This window comes from Enterobacter cloacae complex sp. 309I3 (assembly GCF_050031595.1).
Classification (GTDB): domain Bacteria; phylum Pseudomonadota; class Gammaproteobacteria; order Enterobacterales; family Enterobacteriaceae; genus Enterobacter; species Enterobacter cloacae.
The window spans coordinates 321737-347498 of sequence record NZ_JBLGWI010000001.1 but is presented as its reverse complement, the minus strand read 5'-3'; the positions used below and the strand labels follow the sequence as shown (position 1 = coordinate 347498).

Genomic DNA, 25762 nt, shown 5'->3' with positions numbered 1-25762 from the left:
TTCAAACAATGCGTGATCTGCCGCCCAAATAATAAACAAAGCTTGTAAAGCCCCTACTATTAACGTTTTTGCGACATATTATTAACATCTTACAAGGAGAAAAAAAGCCATGAGCCAAATACACAAACACGACATTCCCGCTAACATTGCGGACCGTTGCCTGATCAACCCGGAGCAGTACCACGAGAAGTATCAGCAATCTGTCTCTGATCCTGACGCTTTCTGGGGCGAGCAGGGCCATATTCTTGACTGGATCAAACCTTACCAGAAGGTGAAGAACACCTCCTTTGCGCCGGGTAACGTTTCTATTAAATGGTATGAAGACGGCACGCTAAACCTTGCGGCGAACTGCCTCGATCGCCACCTTGCCGAACGCGGTAACGAAACGGCCATTATCTGGGAAGGCGACGACGCCTCTCAGAGCAAACATATCTCTTATAAAGAGCTGCACCGCGACGTGTGCCGCTTCGCTAACGTGCTGCTGGACCAGGGCATTAAAAAAGGCGATGTGGTCGCCATCTATATGCCGATGGTGCCGGAAGCGGCGGTGGCGATGCTGGCCTGCGCGCGCATCGGCGCGATCCATTCCGTTATCTTTGGCGGGTTCTCGCCGGAAGCGGTTGCCGGGCGTATTGTCGACTCGAGTTCGAAACTGGTGATCACCGCTGATGAAGGCGTGCGCGCCGGGCGCGGTATTCCTCTGAAGAAAAATGTCGACGAAGCGCTGAAAAACCCGAACGTCAAAACCGTCAGCAACGTTATCGTCCTTAAGCGTACCGGTGGCAAGATCGACTGGAATGAAGGGCGCGACCTGTGGTGGAGTGACCTGATTGAAAAAGCAAGCGACCAGCATCAACCGCAAGAGATGAACGCGGAAGATCCGCTGTTTATCCTCTATACCTCCGGCTCCACCGGCAAACCGAAAGGCGTATTGCACACCACCGGTGGCTATCTGGTCTATGCGGCCACCACCTTTAAATACGTTTTCGACTACCATCCGGGCGATATCTACTGGTGCACCGCCGACGTGGGCTGGGTCACCGGTCACAGCTATCTGCTGTACGGCCCGCTGGCCTGCGGTGCAACAACGCTGATGTTTGAAGGTGTACCAAACTGGCCAACCCCGGCGCGGATGTGCCAGGTGGTCGATAAGCACCAGGTCAACATTCTGTACACCGCGCCAACGGCGATCCGTGCGCTGATGGCGGAAGGGGATAAAGCGATAGAAGGTACTGACCGCTCTTCCCTGCGCATCCTCGGCTCCGTCGGCGAGCCTATCAACCCGGAAGCCTGGGAGTGGTACTGGAAGAAGATCGGCAACGAAAAATGCCCGGTAATGGACACCTGGTGGCAGACCGAAACCGGTGGGTTCATGATCACCCCAATGCCAGGTGCGACCCGCTTAAAAGCCGGTTCAGCGACCCAACCGTTCTTCGGCGTCCAGCCTGCGCTGGTGGATAACGAAGGCAATCCGCTGGATGGTGCCACCGAAGGCAACCTGGTGATCGTCGATTCCTGGCCGGGCCAGGCACGTACGCTCTTTGGCGACCACGAACGCTTCGAGCAGACCTACTTCTCAACCTTTAAAAACATGTACTTCAGCGGTGACGGCGCGCGTCGCGACGAGGATGGCTATTACTGGATCACCGGACGTGTGGACGATGTGCTGAACGTCTCCGGCCACCGTCTGGGCACCGCGGAGATTGAATCCGCGCTGGTATCGCATCCGAAGATTGCCGAAGCCGCCGTTGTGGGGATCCCGCATAACATTAAAGGCCAGGCGATTTACGCCTACGTGACGCTGAACCACGGTGAAGAGCCATCGCCAGAACTGTATGCCGAAGTGCGCAACTGGGTCCGCAAAGAGATTGGCCCGCTTGCCACGCCGGATGTACTGCACTGGACTGACTCGCTGCCGAAAACTCGTTCCGGCAAAATTATGCGCCGTATCTTGCGCAAAATTGCGGCAGGAGACACCAGCAACCTTGGTGATACCTCAACGCTCGCCGATCCGGGCGTGGTGGAAAAACTGCTCGAAGAGAAGCAGTCCATCGCAATGCCTTCGTAATCTTTTCTCCCTCTCCCTGTGGGAGAGAGGCGGGGTGAGGGCATCAGACCGCACCTTCCTCCCCTCACCCTAACCCTCTCCCCATAGGGGAGAGGGGATAAAACAAACCAACCTTACTTCTGGAGATTTCTGTGATGAATAACGATATTTGTCAGCAGATAGAGAATAGTGCGCACTACAGGGAGCTCGTTGATAAACGGCAACGGTTTGCCTTCTTACTTTCCATCATCATGCTGATTATCTACGTCGGCTTTATTCTGCTTATCGCCTTTGCCCCGCACTGGCTGGGTACGCCGTTGCATGAGGGCACCAGCGTCACACGGGGCATCCCGATTGGCATTGGCGTGATTGTGATTTCGTTTGTGCTAACCGGCGTCTACGTCTGGCGCGCGAACGGCGAATTCGATCGTCTTAATAAAGCGGTACTGCGTGAGGTAAAAGCATCATGAAGAGAGTCCTGACGGCGCTTGCCGCCACATTTCCCTTTGCGGCACACGCCGCAGATGCCATTACCGGCGAGGTTCAGCGCCAGCCAACCAACTGGCAGGCGATTATCATGTTCCTGATTTTCGTGGTGCTGACGCTGTATATCACCTATTGGGCGTCGAAACGCGTCCGTTCCCGTAATGATTACTACACTGCGGGTGGTAATATTACCGGTTTCCAGAACGGGCTGGCGATTGCGGGCGACTTTATGTCTGCCGCGTCTTTCCTTGGGATCTCCGCGCTGGTGTACACCTCCGGCTACGATGGTCTGATCTACTCTCTCGGCTTCCTGGTGGGCTGGCCGATCATTCTGTTCCTGATCGCCGAACGCTTGCGCAACCTGGGGCGTTTCACCTTTGCTGACGTGGCTTCGTATCGCCTGAAGCAGGGTCCGATTCGTATTCTCTCCGCCTGCGGTTCGCTGGTGGTGGTGGCGCTGTATCTGATCGCCCAGATGGTTGGCGCAGGCAAACTGATCGAACTTTTGTTCGGCCTGAACTACCACGTCGCGGTGGTGCTGGTGGGTGTGCTGATGGTGATGTACGTCCTGTTTGGCGGCATGCTGGCAACCACCTGGGTGCAAATTATCAAAGCGGTTCTGCTGCTGTTCGGTGCGAGCTTCATGGCCTTTATGGTGATGAAACACGTCGGCTTTAGCTTCAACAACCTGTTTACCGAAGCAATGGCGGTCCACCCGAAAGGGGAAGCGATCATGAGCCCGGGCGGGCTGGTGAAAGACCCGATATCCGCGCTTTCACTCGGTCTGGGTCTGATGTTTGGTACCGCAGGCTTGCCACATATCCTGATGCGTTTCTTCACCGTGAGCGATGCGCGCGAAGCGCGCAAGAGCGTCTTCTACGCCACCGGGTTTATGGGTTACTTCTACATACTGACCTTTATCATCGGTTTTGGCGCCATCATGCTGGTGGGAGCGAACCCGGCATTTAAAGACGCGGCGGGCGCGCTGATTGGCGGGAACAACATGGCGGCAGTGCATCTGGCGGATGCGGTAGGCGGCAACCTGTTCCTCGGCTTTATCTCAGCCGTGGCCTTTGCCACCATCCTTGCCGTGGTTGCCGGGCTTACGCTTGCCGGAGCATCTGCGGTGTCGCATGACCTGTACGCGAACGTGTTCCGCAAAGGCGCAACCGAGCGTGAAGAGCTCAAAGTCTCCAAAATCACCGTACTGATTCTGGGTGTGGTGGCGATCCTGCTGGGGATCCTCTTCGAGAAGCAGAACATTGCCTTCATGGTGGGGCTGGCCTTCTCAATTGCGGCGAGCTGTAACTTCCCTATCATCCTGCTCTCCATGTACTGGTCTAAACTGACCACCCGTGGCGCAATGGTAGGCGGCTGGCTGGGGCTGCTGACCGCGGTGATTCTGATGATCCTCGGCCCGACGATTTGGGTGCAGATCCTCGGTCACGAAAAGGCGCTCTTCCCGTATGAGTACCCGGCGCTGTTCTCAATCGCCGTGGCGTTTATCGGTATCTGGATCTTCTCTGCAACCGATAACTCGCCGGAGGGGAACCTGGAGCGTGAGAAATTCCGCGCCCAGTTTATCCGCTCGCAAACCGGCCTGGGCGTGGAACAAGGCCGCGCACACTGAGTCTTGATCCCCGGCCTTCGGGCCGGGGAGTTCAGAACATCACCCACGCCACCAGCGGCGCAATCAGCACCATCAACACGCCGGAGAGCATCATCACCAGGCTTGCTACAACCCCCTCCTGCTGACCCAACTCATAAGAGCGTGCCGTTCCCGCGCCGTGTGACGCCGCGCCAAATCCCGCCCCTTTTGCCAACCCTTCACGGATAGAAAGCCGCAGAAATAGCATGTCGCCTACCGCCATACCGAAGACACCGGTGACAACCACGAACAGCGCCACCAGATCCGGCTGTCCGCCGAGCGGTTTAGCGGCTGCCAGCGCAAATGGCGTCGTTACCGAGCGCACGGCCAGGCTACGCTGAATTTCATCGGGCAGCGTAAATAGCCGCGCCAGCCAGACGGAGCTACAGACCGCCACCACCGTGGCGGTAATCACCCCCGCGCTGAGCGACATCCAGTGACGTTTAATGATATTCAGGTTGTCGTACACCGGCACCGCAAAGGCGATGGTGGCCGGCCCCAGTAGCCACAGCAACCAGTGGGATTCACCAATGTAGTTTTGCCAGGAGATATGGCCAAAAACCAGCATCAACACCAGCAGGATCGGCGTGAAGACCAGCGGCATCAGCGGCAGCGCGTGAAAGCGGCGATACAGGCGCTTGTTGGCAAAGTAGATAACCAGCGTGGCAATCAGGCACAGCACGCTTATCTGGAAGTTAGTCATGTTTTTGCCTGCGGATCTCGAAGCGATAAACCTTGTCCACCACCCAAGCGGTGGCGCCCAGCACCATCAGCGTGCTCAGGGCGATGACCGCGAAGATCCGCCAGCCGTCCACCATCAGCAGTTGCGCATAGTTCACCACCGCCACCACGGCAAGAACAAAGAACAGCAACATCTCTGCCAGCAGCCAGCGCGCGCCGGCACGCACCCAACTAAGGGGGATAACGCGGCAGAGAATGAGCGTCAGCATCAACACCATCCCCACCAGGTTGGCAGGCAGCGGCAGATGCAGCCAGCCGACAAGATATTCCGCAAAAACAAACAGTCCCGCGTAGAGCAGTACCTGAACCGGTACCTGGAGTCGTTGCACAACGGCAGGCGTAACACGGCTTAACGCCACGGCCATGGGGGTTTTCCTCAAAAATGAGACGAGACGCCAGTATAGTGAGCGCACGGTATGGACTGAAATGAATTAAAATCATCGAAGGTATAGTTTCGAGGAATAATCATGGACATAAGAACGCTGCGCTATTTTGTCGAAGTGGTTCGCCAGCAGAGTTTTACCCGCGCAGCGGAGAAGTTATTTGTTACCCAGCCCACCATCAGCAAAATGCTGAAAAACCTCGAAGATGAACTCAACTGTACCCTGCTGATCCGCGACGGACGCAAGCTGTTGCTTACCGATACCGGGCGCGTGGTGTTTGAACGTGGCCTGGCGATCCTTGCCGAGTTTCGTCAGCTGGAAGCGGAGCTAGACGATATTAACCACCTGACCAAAGGGGTGCTGCGCCTTGGTATTCCGCCGATGGTCGGGATGATGATGGCCGGGCCGATTAGCCTGTTTCGCCAGCGTTACCCCGGCGTTGAACTCAAAATTTCGGAGTTTGGTGGATTAACCGTCCAGCAGGCCGTAACCAACGGCGAGCTGGACGTCGCCATGACAGCCCTCCCCGTTGAGGAAGAGAGCGGTCTGGCGACGCTTCCGCTCTTTAGCCATCCGCTGTGCGTGCTGGTTCCCCGCTCCGGCGACTGGCTGAAGCGAGATTCAGTGAAACCTGAACTGCTCGGTGAATACCCTCTGCTGATCTACAACGAAGATTTCGCCCTCAGCCGCCAGCTGATGACGCTGTTTAATCAACATAGCGTGAAGCCGCGCATTGCGGTGCGCAGCGGCCAGTGGGATTTCCTGGCAGCGATGGTGCAGGCAGGCGTGGGGATTGCCATTCTGCCGCAGCCGATTTGCGAGCGTCTGGATAAAAACACGCTGCGCTGGATCCCACTCGAAAGCGATTTGCACTGGCAGCTGGGGATGATCTGGCGAGAAGGGATATATTTGTCGCACAGCGCCCAGGCGTGGCTGCAATGTTGTGAGGGATTTTGGGTTCCTGACCCCTCACCCTAACCCTCTCCCCACAGGGGAGAGGGAACCGATCGAGCCCCTCGCCCCTATGGGGAGAGGGGTTGGGGTGAGGGGCTACTGATTCTCTATCAACAACGCTTCCAGCAGATCCAGATCGTGCAGCAGCTTTTGCAGCGTTTCATTACTGATTTGCCGCGTGGCACGCAAGTGGTACAGCTCGGCACGCTCGGAGCGCAGCGCCGCCAGACGGAACCGGCGCTCCAGGTTCTCCTCCTGCAGCGAGCTTTCCACATCGTTACGGCCGTCAGCCCGGCGACGCAGATTACCAATCACGCGTGAGCTCACCTCCGTCAGCAGCTGATTGTCGATGTTCTCTTCGGCATCGGCGGCCAGGCGCTCTTCCATTTTCTGAATAGCGACAATGGCCACTTCGGCAGTGGCGGCGCGGGCAATCCGCTCCTCTTTATGCTGCTGCGTGGCGTCCCCGGCGTCGATATGCTGCAGCAAAATCGGCAGCATAATCACCCCGACAAACAGTGAGAACAGGATCACGCCCGCCGCCAGGAAGACCAGTTCATAACGCGCCGGGAAGACATCGCCCGTCGGCAACAGCAACGGAATGGAGAGCACACCGGCCAGGGTAATCGCCCCGCGTACCCCCGCAAAGGAGGCAATCAGCAGCTCACGCGTGGTCCACGAACCAAACTCCATCGGCTTTTTCTTCAGGAAGCGCACGCTGAAGTTTTTCATCGTCCACAGCCAGCCGAAGCGCACCAGCATCAGCGCCATGTAGATCAGCACGATGTCGGTAAAGAGCATCCAGACTTCAACGTTCGGATCGGCCTCCGCCGCCACCAGAGAGGATTCCATAATGCCCGGCAGCTGCAGACCCAACAGCAGGAAGACCATGCCGTTGAAGACAAATTCCAGCATTGCCCAGGTGCTGTTTGCACGCAGACGCATGGCCAGCGGCGCGCGGCGCATTACGCCGGAGCGGGTGATGGTCATCCCTGCCGCTACCGCTGCCAGAATGCCCGACACGCCAATGTGTTCGGCAATCAGATAGGAGGCAAACGGCAGCAGAAACAGCAGTACGATCTGTGTTGCGGGTTCATCACCGCCCCAGCGACTGAGGAAGCGCAGCGAGCGGCCATACAGCCAGCTCACCACGAAGCCCGCCAGGATACCGCCAATAGCAACCTTAAAGAATTCCAGGGTCGCGCCACCAACGGTAAAGATCATCGTTCCCATTGCGACGGCCACGGCGAACTTCAGGGCAACCAGACCGGAGGCGTCGTTCATCAGCGCCTCTCCCTGTAAGATGCCCATGATTTTCTTCGGAATCCGCCCTTCACCCACAATGCCGGACAGCGCCACGGCATCGGTTGGCGACAGGACTGCGGCCAGCGCAAAAGCGGGGATTAACGGGATCCCCGGAACCACCCAATAGATCAGGAAACCAATCCCGACCACGGTCACGACGACCAGCGCCAGCGCCAGACCGAAGATCTCGCGCCCATGTTCCAGAAACTCGCGCGTGGGTGTTTTCCAGCCATCAGCAAACAGCAGTGGCGGGATAAACAGCACGAGGAACAGTTCCGGGTCGAACTCAACGTGCAGGCCAAACGTCGGCCACGCCAGCAGCGCGCCGATGGCAATTTGCATTAATGGCAGGGGGACCTGAAAGGGCAGTACGCGTGTAACCACCCCGGATAATGAGACCACAAGGGTCATGATGAGTATTGTGAAAAAGATTTCCATGCGTTCCCTGTTTGCTGTGTTACTTATGTACTACGGAAGGCGTCGTGCCTTTTATTCTATCTTCCCCAGAGTAACGCAAAAGGCAACGGGATGAGTCCTGAAAATAAAAACGGGCGGCCTGAGCCACCCGTTTTCGCATCAAAGGACAATTTAGATTGCCCAGCCGCCCGCGTAGAACACCACCAGCGCAACGGCGATAACCACGGTGCCGATGTTCAGCTTGCGCCACTCACCGGAGACCAGGCGACCAATCACCAGCGACGCGAAGCCGATCATGATGCCGGTCACGATGTTACAAGTCAGCACGATAAATACCGCAGTGATCAGACCTGACATCGCGTCCACAAAGTCCGCAAAGTCAATTTTCGCCACGTTGCTCAGCATCAGCAGGCCGACGTACATCAGTGCCGGAGCCGTAGCGTAGGCCGGCACCAGGTAAGAGAGCGGAGAGAGGAACAGGATCAGCAGGAACAGCACACCAACGGTAATGGCGGTCAGGCCAGTTTTACCGCCTGCCGCGGTGCCCGCAGCGGACTCGATATAGACCGCAGCCGGAGAAGCGCCTACCAGACCCGAGAAGACGCTGCTCAGGGAGTCGGTGGTCAGCGCTTTGCCACCGTCGATAATCTGACCGTCTTTATCCAGCAGGTTCGCCTGACCGGCCACCGCACGGATGGTACCGGTGGCATCAAACACCGCCGTCATCACCAGCGCCAGCACGCTTGGCAGGATCACCGGGTTCAGCGCGCCGACAATATCCAGGCTGCCAATCAGGGAGTTACCGTTGTCATCGCTCAGTGACGGCATGGCAAAAATACCGGAGAAATGCACGGTCGGATCGAAAATCAGGCCAACAATGGACACACCGATAATGGTCAGCAGAATGCCGCCTGGGACTTTCAGTTTTTCCAGACCAATAATCACCGCCAGGCCAATCAGGGACATGATCACCGGGAAGCTGGCGAAGTGACCCAGCGCCACCGGCAGACCGTCCAGCGGGTTCTTAATGACCAGACCCACGCCATTGGCGGCAATCAGCAGCAGAAACAGCCCGATACCGATACCGGTGCCGTGTGCTACGCCGTGCGGCAGGTTGCGCAAAATCCAGCTACGAATGCCGGTTGCCGAGATAATGGTGAACAGCACGCCCATCAGGAAGACGGCGCCCAGGGCAACCGGTACGCTGATGTGTTGGCCCAGCACCAGGCTAAACGCGGTGAAGGCGGTCAAGGAAATGGCACAGCCAATCGCCATCGGCAGATTCGCCCACAGCCCCATTACGATGGAGCCAACACCGGCGACAAGACAGGTTGCAACAAAGACCGCTGCCGGTGGGAAGCCTGCTTTACCGAGCATGCCCGGCACAACGATGACGGAGTACACCATTGCCAGAAACGTTGTCAGACCGGCAACGATTTCCTGGCGCACGGTGCTGCCGCGAGCAGAAATTTTAAAGATGGCGTCAAGTGAACCGCCGGTACGCGCGGATGGCGTAGACATAGAAAACATCCCCTGAGAGTTTTTATAGAAAGTCCGTAAGCGTGGTGGAGACTCCACTGCCAGCAAAACGTCAAATCCTTGTGCTGCGTTTGCGACGAAAAGGGGCGTCACAAAAAAAGCAAACGTTTAGCTCCGCGCTTACAAAACGGGTGGTCAAATTTAGGCAAACGATTATCCAGCCTAATCACCGCCCTTTTCAACTGAACTTTCTCGTTTTTCGCTAAATTTCCCTTATGACGATGAAGAAATAAGCAGAGGATGCGCAAACGTTATCGTTTATGCGCAATGGGGTTACAAATTACGCCTCGCCAGGGATCGTTAATGGCCCACCTTGTTCCAGGGTTCTCTGCCAGGCAGGACGATTTTCGACCTTTTTCTTCCAGGCATGGGTGTGCGGAAGATCCTCGACACCGCCACGCGCCAGCAGGGCAAAAATCGGGAAACTCATCTGAATATCGGCCATGCTGAGAGTCTCTCCGGCAAACCAGCTATTTTCAGCCAGGTGAGATTCAATAAAACGCGCGTGGGTTTCGAGCTGGGGATTGAGATAGGCTTTTTGCACACCCTGACCCAGCGCTTTCCCCAGCGTGCGTATTCCAAACGGCACGGGCGGTTTACCGAGGCTGCTAAATACCAGCTTCATTAACAGCAGCGGCATAAGAGAACCTTCTGCATAGTGTAGCCAGAAGCGGTATTGCACCTTGTGGGCAGGATCCAGCGGCTTAAGCTGCGATTCTGCGTCGTAGGTTTCCTGCAGATACTCCAGAATGGCACCGGATTCAGCAAGGATCAGTCCGTTGTCTTCAATGACCGGTGACTTGCCCAACGGATGCACGCGTTTAAGGGACTCGGGAGCCAGCATCGTTTTTTCGCGCTGGTAGTGAACAATCTCATAGGGCAGAGAAAGTTCTTCCAGAGCCCAGATCACGCGGTGTGAGCGCGACTGGTTAAGGTGATGTACCGTGAGCATAGAGGTCTCCTGTTATTCATACTTTTTAACTATAGAAAATTGAACAACACCGCGAAAAATATTCGCCAAAAAAGCGGCCCCGGTGACTGGCGAAAAAGCGGCCCTTACATAGAATTAAAGTGTCAGCACAAACCGGAACCTCCTCAACCAGCTCGACATGAGGGGTGCTGATGTCGGGGGAAACCCTCCCGTGAGCCAGCGGGATAGAGAGAAAGACAAAGACCGGAAAAAACTAAAGCGCCCTTATGTGGCGCTTTAGTTCTTTATTATGCTTTTTGCTGGATGGCGCAGCCGCCACCCGGCAAACAGATCTCAATCTTCTTCCAGCAGCCGCGCCCCCGTCCCCTGTTCGCCCAGTTTGTCACCGGGGTTGCGTAACGGGCAATCGCTGCGCGACAAACAGCCGCAACCGATGCACCCGTCCAGTTCGTCACGCAGCGCCACCAGCGTATGAATACGCCGGTCCAGCTCCTCACGCCACTGGGATGAAAGCTCTTTCCACTCTTTCGGGCTCAGCGTGTGGCCTTCCGGTAACACGCCGAACGCCTCACCGATAGTGGCCAGGGGAATTCCGATTCGTTGCGCAATTTTAATAATCGCCACGTAGCGGAGCACGTCACGGGTGTAGCGACGCTGGTTTCCGGCGTTACGGATGCTTTTGATTAACCCTTTACTTTCATAGAAGTGGAGCGCCGATACTGCCACACCGCTTCGCTTAGCCACTTCACCCGGGGTCAAAAGCGCTTTTATTCTCGGCAATCTCTTTTCCATAAAACCTCTTTACCTCAAGTTAACTTGAGGAATTATACTCCCCCACAGAGAAAACGACGAATCAACCAGGAAAGTTGTATCTACAGAGGGCAACCTTATGTCGCATCAGCAAATTATTCAGACACTTATTGAATGGATTGATGAACATATCGACCAACCGTTGAACATTGATGTGGTCGCGAAAAAGTCGGGCTATTCGAAATGGTATTTACAGAGAATGTTCCGGACCGTAATGCACCAGACGCTGGGTGAGTACATTCGTCAGCGCAGGTTACTGCTGGCAGCGCAGGCGTTACGCTCTACGCAGCGGCCTATTTTTGATATCGCGATGGATCTGGGGTATGTGTCGCAACAAACCTTTTCCCGCGTGTTTCGGCGCGAGTTTGACCGCACGCCAAGCGATTACCGTCACCAGTTGAATTAAGGTTTATCAGTGCAAAGGTTGCTGCTGCCAGGTCATAAACTCCTGGGGCGGCATCGCTTTCGCGAAGTGCCATCCCTGACAGAACTGTACGCCGCGCTTCAACAACCAGCTTACCTGCTCGGCAGTTTCTACCCCCTCCGCAATGGTTTTGAGCCGCAGGCTCTGCGCCATCTCGATAATATGCTCGGCGATAAGATGGCTGGTGCTGTTGGTGGTTAGGGTGTCGATAAAGGATTTGTCGATTTTCAGAATATCGACATTCAGCGAGTAGAGATTATGCAGGTTCGAGTAACCTGTACCAAAATCGTCGATTGCCACTTCATAACCCGCCTGACGAAAAGCCTGGATAACCGGCGTAGTTTTCGGCACATCAATAAATCCGCGCTCCGTCACTTCGATTTTGATCTGCTGCGCACGCACGGCATAGTGCCGCGCTTTGTCGGAAATCATGGCGATCAGCCGCGAAGAGTGAAAATCCGTCGCCGACAGGTTGATCGAAATATAGAGGCCAGGATGCGCGGCCAGGAAATGGCCCAGATCGCTGAAGACCTCTTCTACAACATAATCCGTGATGCGTTCACTCATCCCCTCTTTTTCCGCCAGCGGGATGAATTCCGCCGGGCTCATGACAGGCCCGTTAAAACCAGGCCAGCGCAACAACGCCTCTGCCCCCACGCACTGATTATTCTTGATATCGATGATTGGCTGATAATGGACACAAAGCTGACGTTTATTCAGCGCCCGATGCAGCAATCGTCCTGGGGAGTTCAGCTCACGGTGGGTGCGCGACCAGACCAGCAAAATAATGATGCTACAGATCATTCCCAGCGGCAGCGTCAACGTCGCCTGATGGTAGAGCGTTTCATAGAAGCGTTTATTCGACGTTGAAACGATGGCGGCAATCGGACGTTTATCCGATTTTACCACCGTATAAAAACGGTCATCTTTTTGAAATACCACGTCCTTATCCCGAATCATCGAGTTTAATAAAGAAACGTTGGCTTTCTGACTGACGGAAAAGAAGGCATTCGTTACCGTATCGTACACGCCCCATGAGAGAGAGTGATCGGTGGACATCACTTCACTGTACGAGAGCGGATTAACCACCACGACATAATTCCCGCGCTGCATATATGTCATTTTATAGCCAGTGAAAAATGGCGTATCACGGTAATAATAGATAGCGATATCGGGTTTTCGGATGTAATTAGCGGGGGAGATCGCATAGGGCCGATCCGGGGTAAAAATGGATGAACAACGAAAATTCTGGCCTTCGGCATAAATTAAATCAGCGATGAACAGACGGCCGCGAACCACGTTCAACATATATTGCCGATGTGACGGCGTACAAACTTTACCCTGATATTTTTCCGCTTCGGCCCGGGCCAGATCAACCTGTTCAATAACCAGTTCAGTTTTGTCTAAAGCCAGTTCAGCAAATGTGCGTAACTGCGCGCTTGTTTCCGACACTGCTCTTAGCTGGGCAAACCATAGCGCAAGCATCACCGGCAGCATAACTACCATGATGATCCCTACCACTCTGAGCATCTTGCGCCGCGCGCTACGATTCATTTCCCGCCCTATATCCCTGCATGTTGTACGCCTGTAGTAATGAAGGCCGGATGCTTTGATAAACAGGTGATTACGTTGCATGAATCATGCGAAGTTAGCAACTGACTTTTAGTATTAAAAATCTTAAATTTCGTTATGACGATAATATTTGTCCGTAAGCTAAACTAAAAGTATTCGTTCCGTTTCTATTAAGGGAAATATTTATCCAGCCTGAACGGGGGGATTGAAGATAACGCAACAGAGGATCGTTGATTAAGCCAAACTTCTGGCAGCATGAAAAAAGTACAACATCAACATGACGTTTTATACTATTTGCGCGGATGTAATTTGATCAATGTTTTATAAACGTTCGGCTATTACCACATTATTTCCAGGATCATCAGAGAATAACGCTTCACTTATAAAAAGGCATCGCTGGGAACGCCGTTGCCCTCCTCCGCTCGTTCGAAGGAGGTTGCTCCCGGCACGTGGTGGGTTCGCATCCGCCGATGTCGAAGGCAACCCCATCCTGCCGCCTCTCTTTTTCAGCGTAATAAAATCCCCAATCTGCTCGCACAGACACTGGCGAATAAATCAACAAATGTGATATAGTTCACACATATCATGTAACGAGAAACACTGTTTCATTCAGTTCGTCTGTTTTGGAGAGGATGGGTTTTATGGCAACCATTACGACCAGCATGGTTCTCCTGCGCTGGCCTTTGTTGAGTGCGGTACTGATGTTTTTAGCCAGCACGCTGAACATTCAGTTTCGTAAATCTGACTACGCGGGTCTTGCGGTTATCAGTACGCTGTTAGGACTGGGCGCGGCTTGCTGGTTTGCAACGGGTCTGCTTGGTATCACCCTGCTGGATATTGCCGCCGTCTGGGAAAATATTAAAGTAGTGATGGTTGAGGCAATGAGCCATACGCCACCAGACTGGCCGATGGTGATTACCTGATGGTCGTTTCATAACAGCATGTTAAAAGCCTCTCTTACGAGGCTTTTTTATTTTCAAGGCATCAATCCACAGCAGGCAGCGGGAGTTTACTGATGATCGCCAGCCGGTTCTGATGATGCTCCTCATCGCCCCATAGCCAATCAACCTGATTGCCGATATCGCTGTCTTTCATTATCGGTCTCATTTCACAGGTAATCATGTCATAGGCGTACAAATGATGGCCGCTGGCGATAGCATCATACAGACGTGATTGCCAGAAACTCATACCATCACGTGTCTGGTGACGGTCTGTGATGATAACATTGTATTTTTCCAGCAAATACTGAGAAAACACTTTTCCTGGCAAATCGCGCAACACGCCACGGTGCGACGGTTTAGGCGAGCGCCATATCAGAATTTGCGTCACTGGCATGTAATTTAAAAATGCATCTTTCTGATAAATCACGCGATTGTAGTAAACAATCTCCTGCGTAATTTCATTGACCAGCGCCAGTTCAAAGTGCTCATTAGGAATATCAGCAATTCGATTTTCAGCTCTGACAAAATGATATCCCGGCGGGAATGGGCCAAAGCACAGTTCTTCATCCACTGACGCGCAAGGAGAAATTTCGTTCAGCAACGCAGCGTTGTGGTTATCCACCGTGAGCATTGCGAATGTCTTCTGAACGTCTGCGGGATCAAAGAGTTGTTGTGGCATAGCTCCTCGCGGATGAGATGGGTCAGGCACCAAATATAACGTGATGAGAATTAAACAAGAAGCCCTGCAACAGCAGGGCTTTCTTTAGTGCTGAAGACAATCAGAACGGAATGTCGTCGTCGAAGTCCATTGGCGGTTCGTTAGACGGTGCCGGTGCGGACTGCTGCTGTGGACGAGACTGCGCGCCGCCGCTGAACTGGTTGCCGCCCTGTGGCTGCTGAGGCTGGCCCCAACCGCCCTGCTGCTGGCCGCCACCTGCTGGTGCGCCGCCGCCCTGACGGCCACCCAGCATCTGCATGGTGCCGCCAACGTTTACCACCACTTCAGTGGTGTACTTTTCCTGACCGGATTGATCGGTCCATTTGCGGGTACGCAGTTGGCCTTCAATATACACCTGAGAGCCTTTACGCAGATACTCACCGGCCACTTCTGCCAGTTTGCCAAACAGCACAACGCGGTGCCATTCGGTCTGCTCTTTCATCTCACCGGTCGCTTTGTCACGCCAGGATTCGGAAGTAGCCAGCGTAATGTTGGCAACTGCGCCACCACTCGGCATGTAGCGTACTTCCGGGTCCTGGCCCAGATTACCGACGAGAATCACCTTGTTTACGCCTCTGCTGGCCATGTTCGTGTCTCCTGAATACGTTTCTTAATAGTGTAAACGCGCGAGTGTACCATTTCCACGCGTCAATTTGCATAGTTGCGTGGCGGGTTCAGAAATCTCTCGCGAACTCGGCATTGTTACACAGCTATTCAGAAAATGCATTCCAATACTGTATATTCAAACAGGTTAAATTGTGTCATAATTAGCCGTTTCTGACAGCCGTTTGTCCTTCAAACAAACCAGGCAATCCGTGTTCCAACCGGGAAAGGTGAATGGATAAGATCGAAGTTCGGGGCGCCCGCACCCACAATCTCAAGAATATCAACCTCATAATCCCTCGCGACAAACTCATCGTCGTGACCGGGCTTTCGGGGTCTGGCAAATCCTCACTGGCTTTCGACACCCTGTATGCCGAAGGACAGCGCCGTTACGTTGAATCACTCTCTGCGTATGCGCGCCAGTTCCTGTCATTGATGGAAAAACCGGATGTAGACCATATCGAGGGGCTTTCGCCTGCTATCTCTATTGAGCAGAAGTCCACCTCCCACAACCCGCGTTCAACGGTCGGTACCATTACCGAAATTCATGACTACCTGCGTCTGCTGTATGCCCGCGTAGGTGAGCCGCGCTGCCCGGATCACGACGTGCCGCTGGCGGCGCAGACCGTGAGCCAGATGGTGGATAACGTGCTGTCGCAGCCAGAAGGCAAACGCCTGATGCTGCTTGCCCCAATCATTAAAGAGCGTAAGGGCGAGCACACCAAAACGCTGGAAAACCTGGCAAGCCAGGGGTATATCCGCGCCCGTATCGACGGCGAGGTGTGTGACCTGTCCGATCCCCCTAAGCTGGAGCTGCAGAAAAAACACACCATCGAAGTGGTGATTGACCGCTTTAAAGTGCGTGACGATCTGGCGACCCGTCTGGCGGAATCCTTTGAAACTGCGCTGGAACTCTCTGGCGGTACGGCGGTGGTCTCCGATATGGACGACCCGAACGCGGAAGAACTGCTCTTCTCCGCCAACTTTGCCTGCCCGATTTGCGGCTACAGCATGCGTGAGCTGGAGCCACGTCTGTTCTCCTTTAACAACCCGGCGGGAGCCTGCCCGACGTGTGACGGCCTGGGCGTACAGCAGTATTTTGACCCGGACCGCGTGATCCAGAATCCTGAACTGTCGCTGGCTGGCGGTGCGATCCGTGGCTGGGATAAGCGTAACTTTTACTACTTCCAGATGCTTAAATCGCTGGCAGAGCACTATAAGTTCGACGTGGAAGCGCCGTGGGCCAGCCTGAGCCCGAACGTGCACAAAGTGATCCTGTTCGGTTCCGGTAAAGAGAACATCGAGTTCAAATACATGAACGATCGCGGCGATACCTCCGTGCGTCGCCACCCGTTCGAAGGGGTGCTGCACAACATGGAGCGCCGCTACAAAGAGACCGAATCCAGCGCGGTGCGCGAGGAGCTGGCGAAGTTCATCAGCAACCGCTCCTGCGCCACCTGTGAGGGCACGCGTCTGCGTCGCGAAGCGCGCCACGTGTTTGTCGAAAACACGGCGTTGCCGACCATCTCAGACATGAGCATCGGTCACGCAATGGACTTCTTCAACAACCTGAAGCTCTCCGGCCAGCGTGCGAAGATTGCCGAAAAAGTACTGAAAGAGATCGGTGACCGTCTGAAATTCCTGGTGAACGTCGGCCTGAACTACCTGACGCTTTCCCGCTCCGCAGAGACGCTGTCCGGCGGTGAAGCCCAGCGTATCCGTCTGGCCAGCCAGATTGGCGCGGGCCTGGTGGGCGTCATGTATGTCCTGGACGAACCGTCCATCGGCCTGCACCAGCGAGACAACGAGCGTCTGCTCGGAACGCTTATTCATCTGCGTAACCTCGGCAACACGGTGATTGTGGTCGAGCACGACGAAGATGCGATCCGTGCTGCCGACCATGTGATCGACATCGGCCCGGGCGCGGGCGTGCACGGCGGCCAGGTGGTCGCGGAAGGCACCCTGAAAGACATCATGGCGGTGCCAGAGTCGTTAACTGGTCAGTACATGAGCGGCAAGCGCAAAATTGAAGTGCCGAAACAGCGCGTGGCGGCGAACCCGGAAAAAGTGCTGAAGCTCACCGGCGCTCGCGGCAACAACCTGAAAGACGTGACGCTGACGCTGCCCGTCGGGCTGTTTACCTGTATCACCGGCGTATCCGGTTCCGGTAAGTCGACGCTGATCAACGATACGCTGTTCCCGATTGCGCAGACGGCGCTGAACGGCGCGACGCTGGCCGAACCTGCACCGTACCGCGACATTCAGGGGCTGGAACATTTCGATAAAGTTATCGACATCGACCAAAGCCCGATTGGCCGTACGCCGCGTTCCAACCCGGCGACCTATACCGGCGTCTTCACGCCCGTCCGTGAACTCTTCGCCGGTGTACCGGAAGCGCGTTCGCGCGGCTACACGCCAGGACGTTTCAGCTTTAACGTTCGCGGCGGCCGCTGTGAAGCCTGTCAGGGCGACGGCGTGATCAAGGTTGAGATGCACTTCCTGCCGGATATCTACGTGCCGTGCGACCAGTGCAAAGGCAAACGCTATAACCGTGAAACGCTGGAGATTAAGTACAAAGGCAAGACCATCCACGAAGTGCTGGATATGACCATCGAAGAGGCGCGCGAGTTCTTTGATGCCGTGCCTGCGCTGGCGCGTAAGCTGCAGACGCTGATGGACGTAGGCCTGACCTACATTCGTCTGGGGCAGTCAGCGACCACGCTCTCTGGAGGTGAAGCGCAGCGCGTGAAGCTGGCGCGTGAGTTGTCCAAACGCGGTACCGGGCAGACGCTGTACATTCTCGATGAGCCGACCACCGGTCTGCACTTTGCGGATATCCAGCAGTTGCTCGACGTTCTGCACCAGCTTCGCGATCAGGGCAACACTATTGTGGTCATTGAGCACAACCTGGACGTGATTAAAACCGCGGACTGGATTGTCGATCTCGGCCCGGAAGGCGGCAGCGGCGGCGGTGAAATCCTCGTCTCCGGTACGCCAGAGACCGTTGCAGAGTGCGAAGCCTCGCACACCGCGCGCTTCCTTAAACCGTTGCTGTAATTGTCACACGGAGAGTTGCTGTCGGGTCGCTTCCGGCAGCAGCTCAACCGCCTGCTGATAAGACGCGTCCACCAGGTAGTAAATCTGCGATCCCGGGAGTGAACCGTCAAGATAGACCGTACTCCAGTGCGCTTTGTTCAAATGTTTGCTCGGCCGGACATCGTCGTGCTGCTGACGTAATAGCTCCGCCAGCTCCGGGCTGGTTTTCAGCGACGCCGCCGGGCGGCCTTCCACCTCTTTCACCATCGCAAACAACACATCTCCCACTTTAATCTGCGTGGCTTTCCAGTCGCTGTGAACGCTCTGCTCCGCGCCTGGCTTACTCATGCAGTACTGCAGTAGCTCCGAAATTGTCATCTTTATTCCCCTTGTAGCGTTGCGATAATTTTACGCGAACCACCGTGAATGCGATGTTCTCCCAGCCAGATCCCTTGCCATGTTCCCAGCAGAAGCCGCCCGTTGTGTACCGGCAGCATTAGCGATACGCCCAGCAGAGAAGATTTGATATGCGAAGGCATGTCGTCCGCCCCCTCATAGTCATGCTCGTAGGAGGCGTTGTCCGGAACGGTTTTCAGAAAATGCCGCTCCATATCAGACCGGACGGTGGGATCGCAATTTTCATTAAGCGTGAGAGAGGCCGACGTGTGCTGAAGCAGCAGATGCAGCAAACCCGTTTTGACGCGCGACAGATCGCGGATCTGCCCGATAACTTCATCCGTCACCAGGTGAAATCCGCGAGGTTTAGCGCTTAAGGTCAGGGTTTGTTGGTACCACATGTGCTGCTCCGTTATGAAAGTGAATCTTTCTAAGTGTGCAGCAAGAAGACGAAAGATAAAACCCGCAGCGACGAGATTTGATTAAAAAAGAGCCAAACTCACCGCCGACGGTTTAATACTCTGAGTTCACAATAACCTCTTCGCCAAACTTCCCGGCCATTGGCAGCGGGCGATAGGTCGAGTTTGAGGCGCGTAACACCCTGATCCCTCTGGCTCCCACATCACGCGCGGCGCTGATATCGTTATCTGAATCACCGTAGAAGACTTTGATATGTTTCTGCTCCAGCCACTGGGTTTTGGTGTTTTGTCCCGGTTTGTCACCTGCGAAAATCACCGGGTTCATGCTGGCCGCCGGGATCAGGAAATCATCCTGCAGGGTTTTAGAGACGGTTTCCGTTTTGGTCTGACTGCGTCCGGTAACGAAGTAGATGCTGTCGCCGCGTTTTACATGCATGGCGATAAGCGCGCGGGCCACCTCTTTCGGGATGCTGAATTCGTCCCAGCCGTTGTTCATCTTTTCCCAGAACTCCGGGTTTTTCAGATACGCTTCGCTGTCCGGTGAGTATGTTTTTTTACCGCGCCAGAACCCGGGGCTGGAGAAGAGAACGGTATCGTCAATATCAAAGCCCACGGCCATTGGCGGGCGGCCCATCAGGCTGTTTTCAATCTGGGCTACAGAGACCCAGTGAATGGGGGCTTGTTCAGCCAGAATAGCGGCGGTAGTGCCGGTGTAAAGCGGCGTCGGTGCGGAAGCGCGCGCGACGACCGTACTGTTAAGCGAGAACAATAAGCAGGCGGCGCTGAGCGCCAGTGTGATCTTGCGCATATTTTCCCCTGAATATTCAGTTTGTTATCGTTTTAATTTGAGCGACTGGTCAAAAATCTATCCGACCATAACCCCAGCGGGAGATGAAGGGAAGGAGTTTTTGCTTATGAGGTTGGATAAAAAGAAGAAGATCACAGAATGCCGGGCAACCTGTTTGTGCGGCCTGATGCCCTCATCCCGGCCCTCTCCCACGGGGAGAGGGATGGTGAGTAAGTACTTACATTACTGCAGCAAATGCCTGCGCCACGCGATGAACGTTGCTGGCATTCAGACCCGCCACGCACATACGTCCGCTGGCAATCAGGTAGACGCCGAATTCTTCGCGCAGACGTTCAACCTGTGCGGCGCTCAGCCCGGTGTAGCTAAACATCCCGCGCTGTTTAAGCAGATAGTCGAAGTTATGCCCCGGTACGGCCTCTTTCAGCACGTTAACCAACTCCTGACGCATCGACAGAATACGCTTACGCATGGATTCCACTTCTGCAAGCCAGCTGGCTTTTAGCTGTTCGTCTCCCAGCACAGTCGCCACCACCTGCGCGCCAAAGTTTGGCGGGCTGGAGTAGATGCGGCGCACGGTCGCCTTCAGTTGCCCCAGTACGCGACCTGCCGCTTCGGCGTCTTCGCACACCACAGAGAGGCCACCCACGCGCTCGCCGTACAGGGAGAAGATTTTTGAAAACGAGTTGCTGACCAGAACAGGCAGCCCGGCGCTGGCCACGGCACGGATGGCATAGGCATCTTCTTCCATCCCTGCGCCAAAGCCCTGATAGGCGATGTCGAGGAAGGGGATCAGGTTGCGCGCTTTCAGCACCTCAATCACCGCATCCCACTGGGCGTTGGTGAGATCTGCCCCGGTCGGGTTGTGGCAGCACGGGTGCAGCAGCACAATGCTGCGCTCTGGCAGGGTATTCAGTTTTTCCAGCAGCGCGTCAACGCGCACGCCGTTGGTTTCACTGTCGAACCATGGATAGGTCGCCACCTTAAAGCCGGCCCCCTCAAAAATCGCCACGTGGTTTTCCCAGGTGGGATCGCTGACCCATACCCCTGAATCCGGGAAGTATTTTTTCAGGAAGTCCGCACCCACTTTAAGCGCACCTGAACCGCCCAGGGTCTGGATGGTTGCAACACGTTTTTGTGCGAGCACCGCGTGATCGGCACCAAACAGCAGCGGCGCGATGGCGTTACGGTAAGTATTGAGCCCTTCCATCGGCAGATAAAGAGAAGCACCGTGCGGGGCGGCGTTAAGACGCGCTTCCGCTTCAGCAACGGCTTTCAACTGAGGAATAATGCCGTCCTCGTTGTAATACAGACCAATGCTGAGATTCACTTTGTCGCTGCGAGGATCTTCTTTGAAACGCTCCATTAAGGAGAGAATGGGGTCGCCGGCGTAGGCGTCAACTTTCTGAAACACGCGATGGTTCTCCGGAATTCGATGAGGCAGGGAATTCAACAATAAACCGGATATGACAGAAGATCGAGCGTTTAACCTGTTCCATGCCGGGTCAGGCAACGCTGCCCCCCGGCATTCACAGCAGTTTAATCGATGTACTTCATTGCCACCCTTGATGTCAGGCGCGTTATAAGTTCGTAAGCACTCACTTTCGTGATTTCCGCGATGCGTTCGACGGGCAAACCGTCACCCCACATCACCACATCGTCGCCCGCTTTATCCTGGGCATCGGGGCCCAGATCTACGCAAATCATGTCCATCGCCACGCGACCGACAATCTTCACTTCGCGGCCATTGACCAGAACCGGCGTACCGGACGGCGCAGCACGTGGATAACCGTCGCCATACCCCATCGCCACCACACCCAGCCGGGTGTCACGCTCGCTGGTCCAGGTGCCGCCGTAACCCACCGGTTCCCCCGCCTTGTGCTCACGCACCGCAATCAGCTTAGACACCAGGGACATCACCGGCTGGAAGCCAAAGTCCGGCCCCCAGGGTCTGTTCTCCAGCGGCGATACGCCGTAAAGAATAATCCCCGGACGCGCCCAGTCGAAGTGCGACTGCGGCCACAGCAGAATGCCACCGGAGGCCGCGATAGAACGCATCCCCGGCTTGCCTTCGCAGAAGGTGTTAAAGATGTCGAGTTGTTGTTCAGTAGCGCCGCAGTCAGGCTCATCAGCCCGGGCAAAATGACTGACAATATTTACCGGCTGGCGGACATTTTTGCACTGGCACAGACGCTGATAAAACGCCTGCGCGTGTTCCGGACGTACGCCCAGACGGTGCATGCCCGTGTCGAGCTTCATCCAGACGGTGACTGGCTCGCTCAGCTCAGCGGTTTCGAGGGCGGAAAGCTGTTCTTCGTTGTGTACCGCCGTGTGCAGATGCTGGTCTGCAATGGTCGGCAGGTCTGCAGCCTCAAAAAAGCCTTCGAGCAGCAAAATCGGTTGGGTGATCCCCCCCGCGCGCAGACGGAGGGCTTCTTCAAGACGGGCAACGCCAAAGGCGTCGGCATCGGGGAGCGTTCGCGCGGTCTCAAGAAGACCGTGTCCGTAAGCGTTCGCTTTCACGACTGCAACAAGTTTACTGGCAGGAGCCAGTTCACGCAGACGTTGCAGGTTGTGTCGCAGAGCGCGGCGGTTAATCACAACAGTTGCCGCTTGCATTTGATTTCCTTAGAAATTACTCATCATCATATTGAGGACCGGCATAGTTGTCGAAACGCGACCACTGTCCGTTAAAGGTCAGACGTACCGTACCGATAGGGCCGTTACGTTGTTTACCGATAATAATTTCGGCGATCCCTTTCAGGTCGCTGTTCTCGTGATAAACCTCATCACGGTAGATGAACATGATTAAGTCGGCATCCTGCTCGATGGAGCCGGATTCACGCAGGTCGGAGTTGACCGGGCGTTTGTCGGCACGTTGTTCCAGGGAGCGGTTAAGCTGCGAGAGCGCCACGACAGGCACATGCAGCTCTTTGGCTAATGCCTTGAGCGAGCGGGAAATTTCCGCAATCTCCAGCGTACGGTTATCGGAGAGCGACGGCACGCGCATCAGCTGAAGGTAGTCGATCATGATAAGGCCAATACCGCCATGCTCGCGGGCGATACGGCGCGCACGGGAGCGCACTTCTGTCGGCGTCAGGCCGGAGGAGTCATCTATGTAGATGTTACGTTTTTCCAGCAGGATCCCCATGGTGCCGGAGATACGCGCCCAGTCCTCATCGTCGAGCTGACCGGTACGGATACGGGTCTGATCCACACGAGAAAGCGACGCCAGAGAACGCATCATGATCTGCTCAGATGGCATCTCCAGACTGAAGATTAAGACCGGCTTATCCTGCAACATCGCCGCGTTTTCGACGAGGTTCATCGCAAAGGTGGTTTTACCCATCGACGGACGCGCGGCGACGATAATCAAATCCGACGGCTGCAGGCCTGCGGTTTTCTTATTGAGATCGTCATAGCCGGTGTTAACTCCGGTTACGCCATCGTGCGGCTGCTGGAAGAGCTGTTCAATACGGGCGACGGTGGCATCGAGCACATCGGCGATGTTTTTCGGGCCTTCATCTTTGTTGGCGCGACTTTCAGCAATTTTAAAGACGCGGGATTCCGCGAGATCGAGCAGGTCTTCGCTGGTGCGACCCTGCGGATCAAAGCCCGCTTCGGCGATTTCATTCGCGACCGAGATCATCTCACGAACAACGGCGCGTTCGCGAACGATGTCCGCATAAGCGCTAATGTTCGCTGCACTTGGCGTGTTTTTCGACAGTTCTGCTAAATAAGCAAAACCGCCAACGCTGTCCAGTTGCCCCTGCCGCTCCAGCGATTCCGCGAGCGTAATCAGGTCAATCGGGCTACCAGACTCCTGCAGGCGCGCCATTTCGGTGAAGATGTGGCGGTGCGGGCGGGTGTAGAAATCGTCGGACACGACGCGCTCGGCGACGTCGTCCCAGCGCTCGTTATCCAGCATTAAACCGCCCAACACCGACTGTTCCGCTTCAATCGAGTGCGGCGGGACTTTTAACCCGGCGACCTGAAAATCACGCTCACGAGGTTCAGTCTGTTTGTTGAAGGGTTTGTTTCCTGCCATAGTGAATGGAGTTACCGAGATAAAGAGTGGGTCGAAAGATTACCACATTCTGGAGGAAGCATGGCAACACGTATTGAATTTCACAAGCATGGTGGCCCTGACGTACTCAACGCGGTGGAGTTTACCCCCGCCGCGCCTGGCGAAAATGAAGTGCAGGTTGAAAATAAAGCCATCGGCATTAACTACATCGATACCTATATTCGCGGCGGTCTTTATCCACCGCCGTCACTGCCGAGCGGTCTGGGTACCGAAGCGGCGGGCGTGGTCAGCAAAGTGGGCAGCGCCGTTAAGCATGTTAAAGAAGGCGATCGCGTGGTGTATGCGCAATCGGCGCTGGGCGCTTACAGCTCCGTACACAACGTTCCGGCTGACAAAGTTGCCCTCCTGCCCAATGCCATTTCGTTTGAACAGGCCGCGGCCTCCTTCCTGAAAGGGCTGACGGTCTATTATCTGCTGCGCAAAACCTATGAAATCAAACCCGACGAGCAGTTCCTGTTCCATGCGGCTGCGGGCGGCGTAGGACTCATCGCCTGCCAGTGGGCCAAAGCGTTAGGCGCAAAACTGATCGGCACCGTAGGGAGCGCGCAAAAAGCCCAGCGCGCGCTGCAGGCCGGCGCCTGGCAGGTGATTAACTACCGGGAAGAGAGCATCGTTGAACGCTTAAAAGAGGTAACCGGCGGCAAGAAAGTGCGCGTGGTATATGACTCGGTAGGGAAAGATACCTGGGAAGCGTCTCTGGACTGCCTGCAGCGCCGCGGTCTGATGGTGAGCTTCGGTAACGCGTCAGGCGCGGTGACCGGTGTGAATCTGGGTATTCTGAACCAGAAAGGCTCGCTGTATGTCACTCGTCCATCCCTGCAGGGCTACATCACCAATCGCGAAGAGTTGCTCGAAGCCAGTAACGAACTGTTCTCGCTGATTGCCAGCGGGGTCATCAAAGTGGATGTGGCTGATGCGCAGAAGTACGCGCTAAGCGATGCGCAACGTGCGCATGAGGTGCTGGAGAGCCGGTCAACGCAGGGGTCAAGCCTGTTAATTCCCTGATCCCATAAAAGAAATTGGGCTTCCCTGAGGAAGCCCTTTCTTTTTTTAGTTCGGCTGTATGTAGGGTACAGCTCGATGAATTCTTTAGCGGCAGCCATAGTGACAGATTCGATAAGTAAATCCTATTCCGTTCTAAGCAATGCCGCCGGAAAAGTTGCAGGTATGTGACGAACCCCTCAATACCTTAGTAACGAAAGCGGTTATTACGCTGATAAGTGGGCAGTTTTGGTGATTTAATCGCCCGTATAACCCACACCACCGCAACGGCCAGCAGCAGCCACGGCAGAAGTTTGATCGTCAGGGCAAATAATCCGCCAATAAACATGACCACTGTCGCTACCACAAGCGCTGCCAGAATGCCGAGCAGCGACACGCCGGTGGCTAACAGCATGACAAAAAAGCCAATCACAAAAAGCAGTTCCAACATGGTTCTCTCCCATGAGTTCCCGAATGATGTCGCAATCATTACAAGATCCATGCCAACTCTAACGTGTT

At 55.2% G+C, this 25762-nt stretch carries 24 protein-coding genes; 8 read left to right on the top strand and 16 right to left on the bottom strand.

Going from position 1 to position 25762, the window contains the following annotated elements:
- Positions 1-109 precede the first annotated feature (109 nt).
- The 3 genes from acs to actP all read left to right on the top strand — a co-directional run bounded on the left by acs (position 110) and on the right by actP (position 4163).
- Entirely contained in the window at positions 110-2068 is a 1959-nt protein-coding gene (gene acs, locus ACQG22_RS01620) for an acetate--CoA ligase (protein ID WP_047351900.1), read from the top strand.
- A gap of 134 nt (positions 2069-2202) precedes the next feature.
- On the top strand, positions 2203-2517 hold the full coding sequence (locus ACQG22_RS01615) for a DUF485 domain-containing protein (RefSeq protein WP_013095080.1): 315 nt from the start codon (positions 2203-2205) through the stop codon (positions 2515-2517).
- Complete coding sequence (gene actP / locus ACQG22_RS01610; protein WP_369706745.1) at positions 2514-4163, top strand: cation/acetate symporter ActP; 1650 nt, start codon at positions 2514-2516, stop codon at positions 4161-4163. The genes ACQG22_RS01615 and actP overlap by 4 nt, the downstream gene beginning before the upstream one ends.
- Positions 4164-4194: 31 nt before the next feature.
- Here actP and ACQG22_RS01605 read toward each other — a convergent pair whose 3' ends face one another.
- On the bottom strand, positions 4195-4884 hold the full coding sequence (locus ACQG22_RS01605; protein WP_013095078.1) for an LrgB family protein: 690 nt from the start codon (positions 4882-4884) through the stop codon (positions 4195-4197).
- Positions 4877-5287 carry a CidA/LrgA family protein gene (locus ACQG22_RS01600; RefSeq protein ID WP_369706746.1) on the bottom strand — a complete coding sequence of 137 codons (411 nt, stop codon included), beginning with the start codon at positions 5285-5287 and terminating at the stop codon, positions 4877-4879. The genes ACQG22_RS01605 and ACQG22_RS01600 overlap by 8 nt, the downstream gene beginning before the upstream one ends.
- 102 nt (positions 5288-5389) lie before the next feature.
- On the opposite strand from ACQG22_RS01600, the gene ACQG22_RS01595 reads away from it, so the two are divergent.
- On the top strand, positions 5390-6283 hold the full coding sequence (locus ACQG22_RS01595) for a LysR family transcriptional regulator (protein ID WP_058680843.1): 894 nt from the start codon (positions 5390-5392) through the stop codon (positions 6281-6283).
- Between the two features lie 72 nt (positions 6284-6355).
- Here the strand turns inward: ACQG22_RS01595 and ACQG22_RS01590 are convergent, their stop codons facing one another.
- The 4 genes from ACQG22_RS01590 to soxR all read right to left on the bottom strand — a co-directional run bounded on the left by ACQG22_RS01590 (position 6356) and on the right by soxR (position 11243).
- Complete coding sequence (locus ACQG22_RS01590) at positions 6356-8002, bottom strand: Na+/H+ antiporter (RefSeq protein ID WP_013095075.1); 1647 nt, start codon at positions 8000-8002, stop codon at positions 6356-6358.
- Positions 8003-8152: 150 nt separating this feature from the next.
- Entirely contained in the window at positions 8153-9502 is a 1350-nt protein-coding gene (gene ghxP, locus ACQG22_RS01585) for a guanine/hypoxanthine transporter GhxP (protein WP_013095074.1), read from the bottom strand.
- A 298-nt stretch (positions 9503-9800) separates the two neighbouring features.
- Complete coding sequence (locus ACQG22_RS01580) at positions 9801-10472, bottom strand: glutathione S-transferase family protein (protein WP_013095073.1); 672 nt, start codon at positions 10470-10472, stop codon at positions 9801-9803.
- Between the two features lie 312 nt (positions 10473-10784).
- The gene (soxR, locus tag ACQG22_RS01575) at positions 10785-11243 is read right to left on the bottom strand and encodes a redox-sensitive transcriptional activator SoxR (RefSeq protein WP_013095072.1); all 459 of its coding nucleotides are present in this window, start codon (positions 11241-11243) and stop codon (positions 10785-10787) included.
- 97 nt (positions 11244-11340) lie between these two features.
- Between soxR and soxS the strand changes: the two genes are divergently transcribed.
- Positions 11341-11667: a superoxide response transcriptional regulator SoxS gene (gene soxS, locus ACQG22_RS01570; protein WP_013095071.1), complete on the top strand. Its 327-nt coding sequence runs from the start codon at positions 11341-11343 to the stop codon at positions 11665-11667.
- A gap of 6 nt (positions 11668-11673) precedes the next feature.
- Here soxS and ACQG22_RS01565 read toward each other — a convergent pair whose 3' ends face one another.
- Positions 11674-13239 carry an EAL domain-containing protein gene (locus tag ACQG22_RS01565; protein ID WP_038418469.1) on the bottom strand — a complete coding sequence of 522 codons (1566 nt, stop codon included), beginning with the start codon at positions 13237-13239 and terminating at the stop codon, positions 11674-11676.
- 659 nt (positions 13240-13898) lie between these two features.
- Between ACQG22_RS01565 and ACQG22_RS01560 the strand changes: the two genes are divergently transcribed.
- Complete coding sequence (locus ACQG22_RS01560; protein WP_008503385.1) at positions 13899-14180, top strand: YjcB family protein; 282 nt, start codon at positions 13899-13901, stop codon at positions 14178-14180.
- Between the two features lie 61 nt (positions 14181-14241).
- On the opposite strand, the gene ACQG22_RS01555 is transcribed toward ACQG22_RS01560, so the two are convergent.
- The gene (locus ACQG22_RS01555) at positions 14242-14877 is read right to left on the bottom strand and encodes a hypothetical protein (RefSeq protein ID WP_038418467.1); all 636 of its coding nucleotides are present in this window, start codon (positions 14875-14877) and stop codon (positions 14242-14244) included.
- A gap of 100 nt (positions 14878-14977) precedes the next feature.
- Positions 14978-15502, bottom strand: a complete 525-nt coding sequence (gene ssb1, locus ACQG22_RS01550) for a single-stranded DNA-binding protein SSB1 (protein ID WP_003860284.1) — start codon at positions 15500-15502, stop codon at positions 14978-14980.
- A gap of 251 nt (positions 15503-15753) precedes the next feature.
- Here ssb1 and uvrA point away from each other — a divergent pair, with 251 nt between their 5' ends.
- Positions 15754-18576: an excinuclease ABC subunit UvrA gene (gene uvrA, locus ACQG22_RS01545; protein WP_013095069.1), complete on the top strand. Its 2823-nt coding sequence runs from the start codon at positions 15754-15756 to the stop codon at positions 18574-18576.
- 3 nt (positions 18577-18579) lie between these two features.
- Here uvrA and ACQG22_RS01540 read toward each other — a convergent pair whose 3' ends face one another.
- The 6 genes from ACQG22_RS01540 to dnaB form a co-directional block, all read right to left on the bottom strand.
- Positions 18580-18933, bottom strand: a complete 354-nt coding sequence (locus ACQG22_RS01540) for an MmcQ/YjbR family DNA-binding protein (protein ID WP_013095068.1) — start codon at positions 18931-18933, stop codon at positions 18580-18582.
- A 2-nt stretch (positions 18934-18935) separates the two neighbouring features.
- Positions 18936-19352, bottom strand: a complete 417-nt coding sequence (locus ACQG22_RS01535; protein ID WP_013095067.1) for a secondary thiamine-phosphate synthase enzyme YjbQ — start codon at positions 19350-19352, stop codon at positions 18936-18938.
- Positions 19353-19464: 112 nt separating this feature from the next.
- Positions 19465-20178, bottom strand: a complete 714-nt coding sequence (gene aphA / locus ACQG22_RS01530; protein ID WP_013095066.1) for an acid phosphatase AphA — start codon at positions 20176-20178, stop codon at positions 19465-19467.
- Positions 20179-20395: 217 nt separating this feature from the next.
- Positions 20396-21589 (bottom strand): aromatic amino acid transaminase, encoded by a 1194-nt coding sequence (gene tyrB, locus ACQG22_RS01525; RefSeq protein ID WP_038418465.1) that lies wholly within the window; start codon positions 21587-21589, stop codon positions 20396-20398.
- A gap of 125 nt (positions 21590-21714) precedes the next feature.
- Complete coding sequence (gene alr, locus ACQG22_RS01520; protein WP_038418463.1) at positions 21715-22794, bottom strand: alanine racemase; 1080 nt, start codon at positions 22792-22794, stop codon at positions 21715-21717.
- Between the two features lie 16 nt (positions 22795-22810).
- On the bottom strand, positions 22811-24223 hold the full coding sequence (dnaB, locus tag ACQG22_RS01515) for a replicative DNA helicase (RefSeq protein WP_013095063.1): 1413 nt from the start codon (positions 24221-24223) through the stop codon (positions 22811-22813).
- A 60-nt stretch (positions 24224-24283) separates the two neighbouring features.
- Between dnaB and ACQG22_RS01510 the strand changes: the two genes are divergently transcribed.
- On the top strand, positions 24284-25267 hold the full coding sequence (locus ACQG22_RS01510) for a quinone oxidoreductase (protein WP_013095062.1): 984 nt from the start codon (positions 24284-24286) through the stop codon (positions 25265-25267).
- A 184-nt stretch (positions 25268-25451) separates the two neighbouring features.
- Here the strand turns inward: ACQG22_RS01510 and pspG are convergent, their stop codons facing one another.
- On the bottom strand, positions 25452-25694 hold the full coding sequence (gene pspG / locus ACQG22_RS01505) for an envelope stress response protein PspG (protein WP_013095061.1): 243 nt from the start codon (positions 25692-25694) through the stop codon (positions 25452-25454).
- Positions 25695-25762 lie beyond the last annotated feature (68 nt).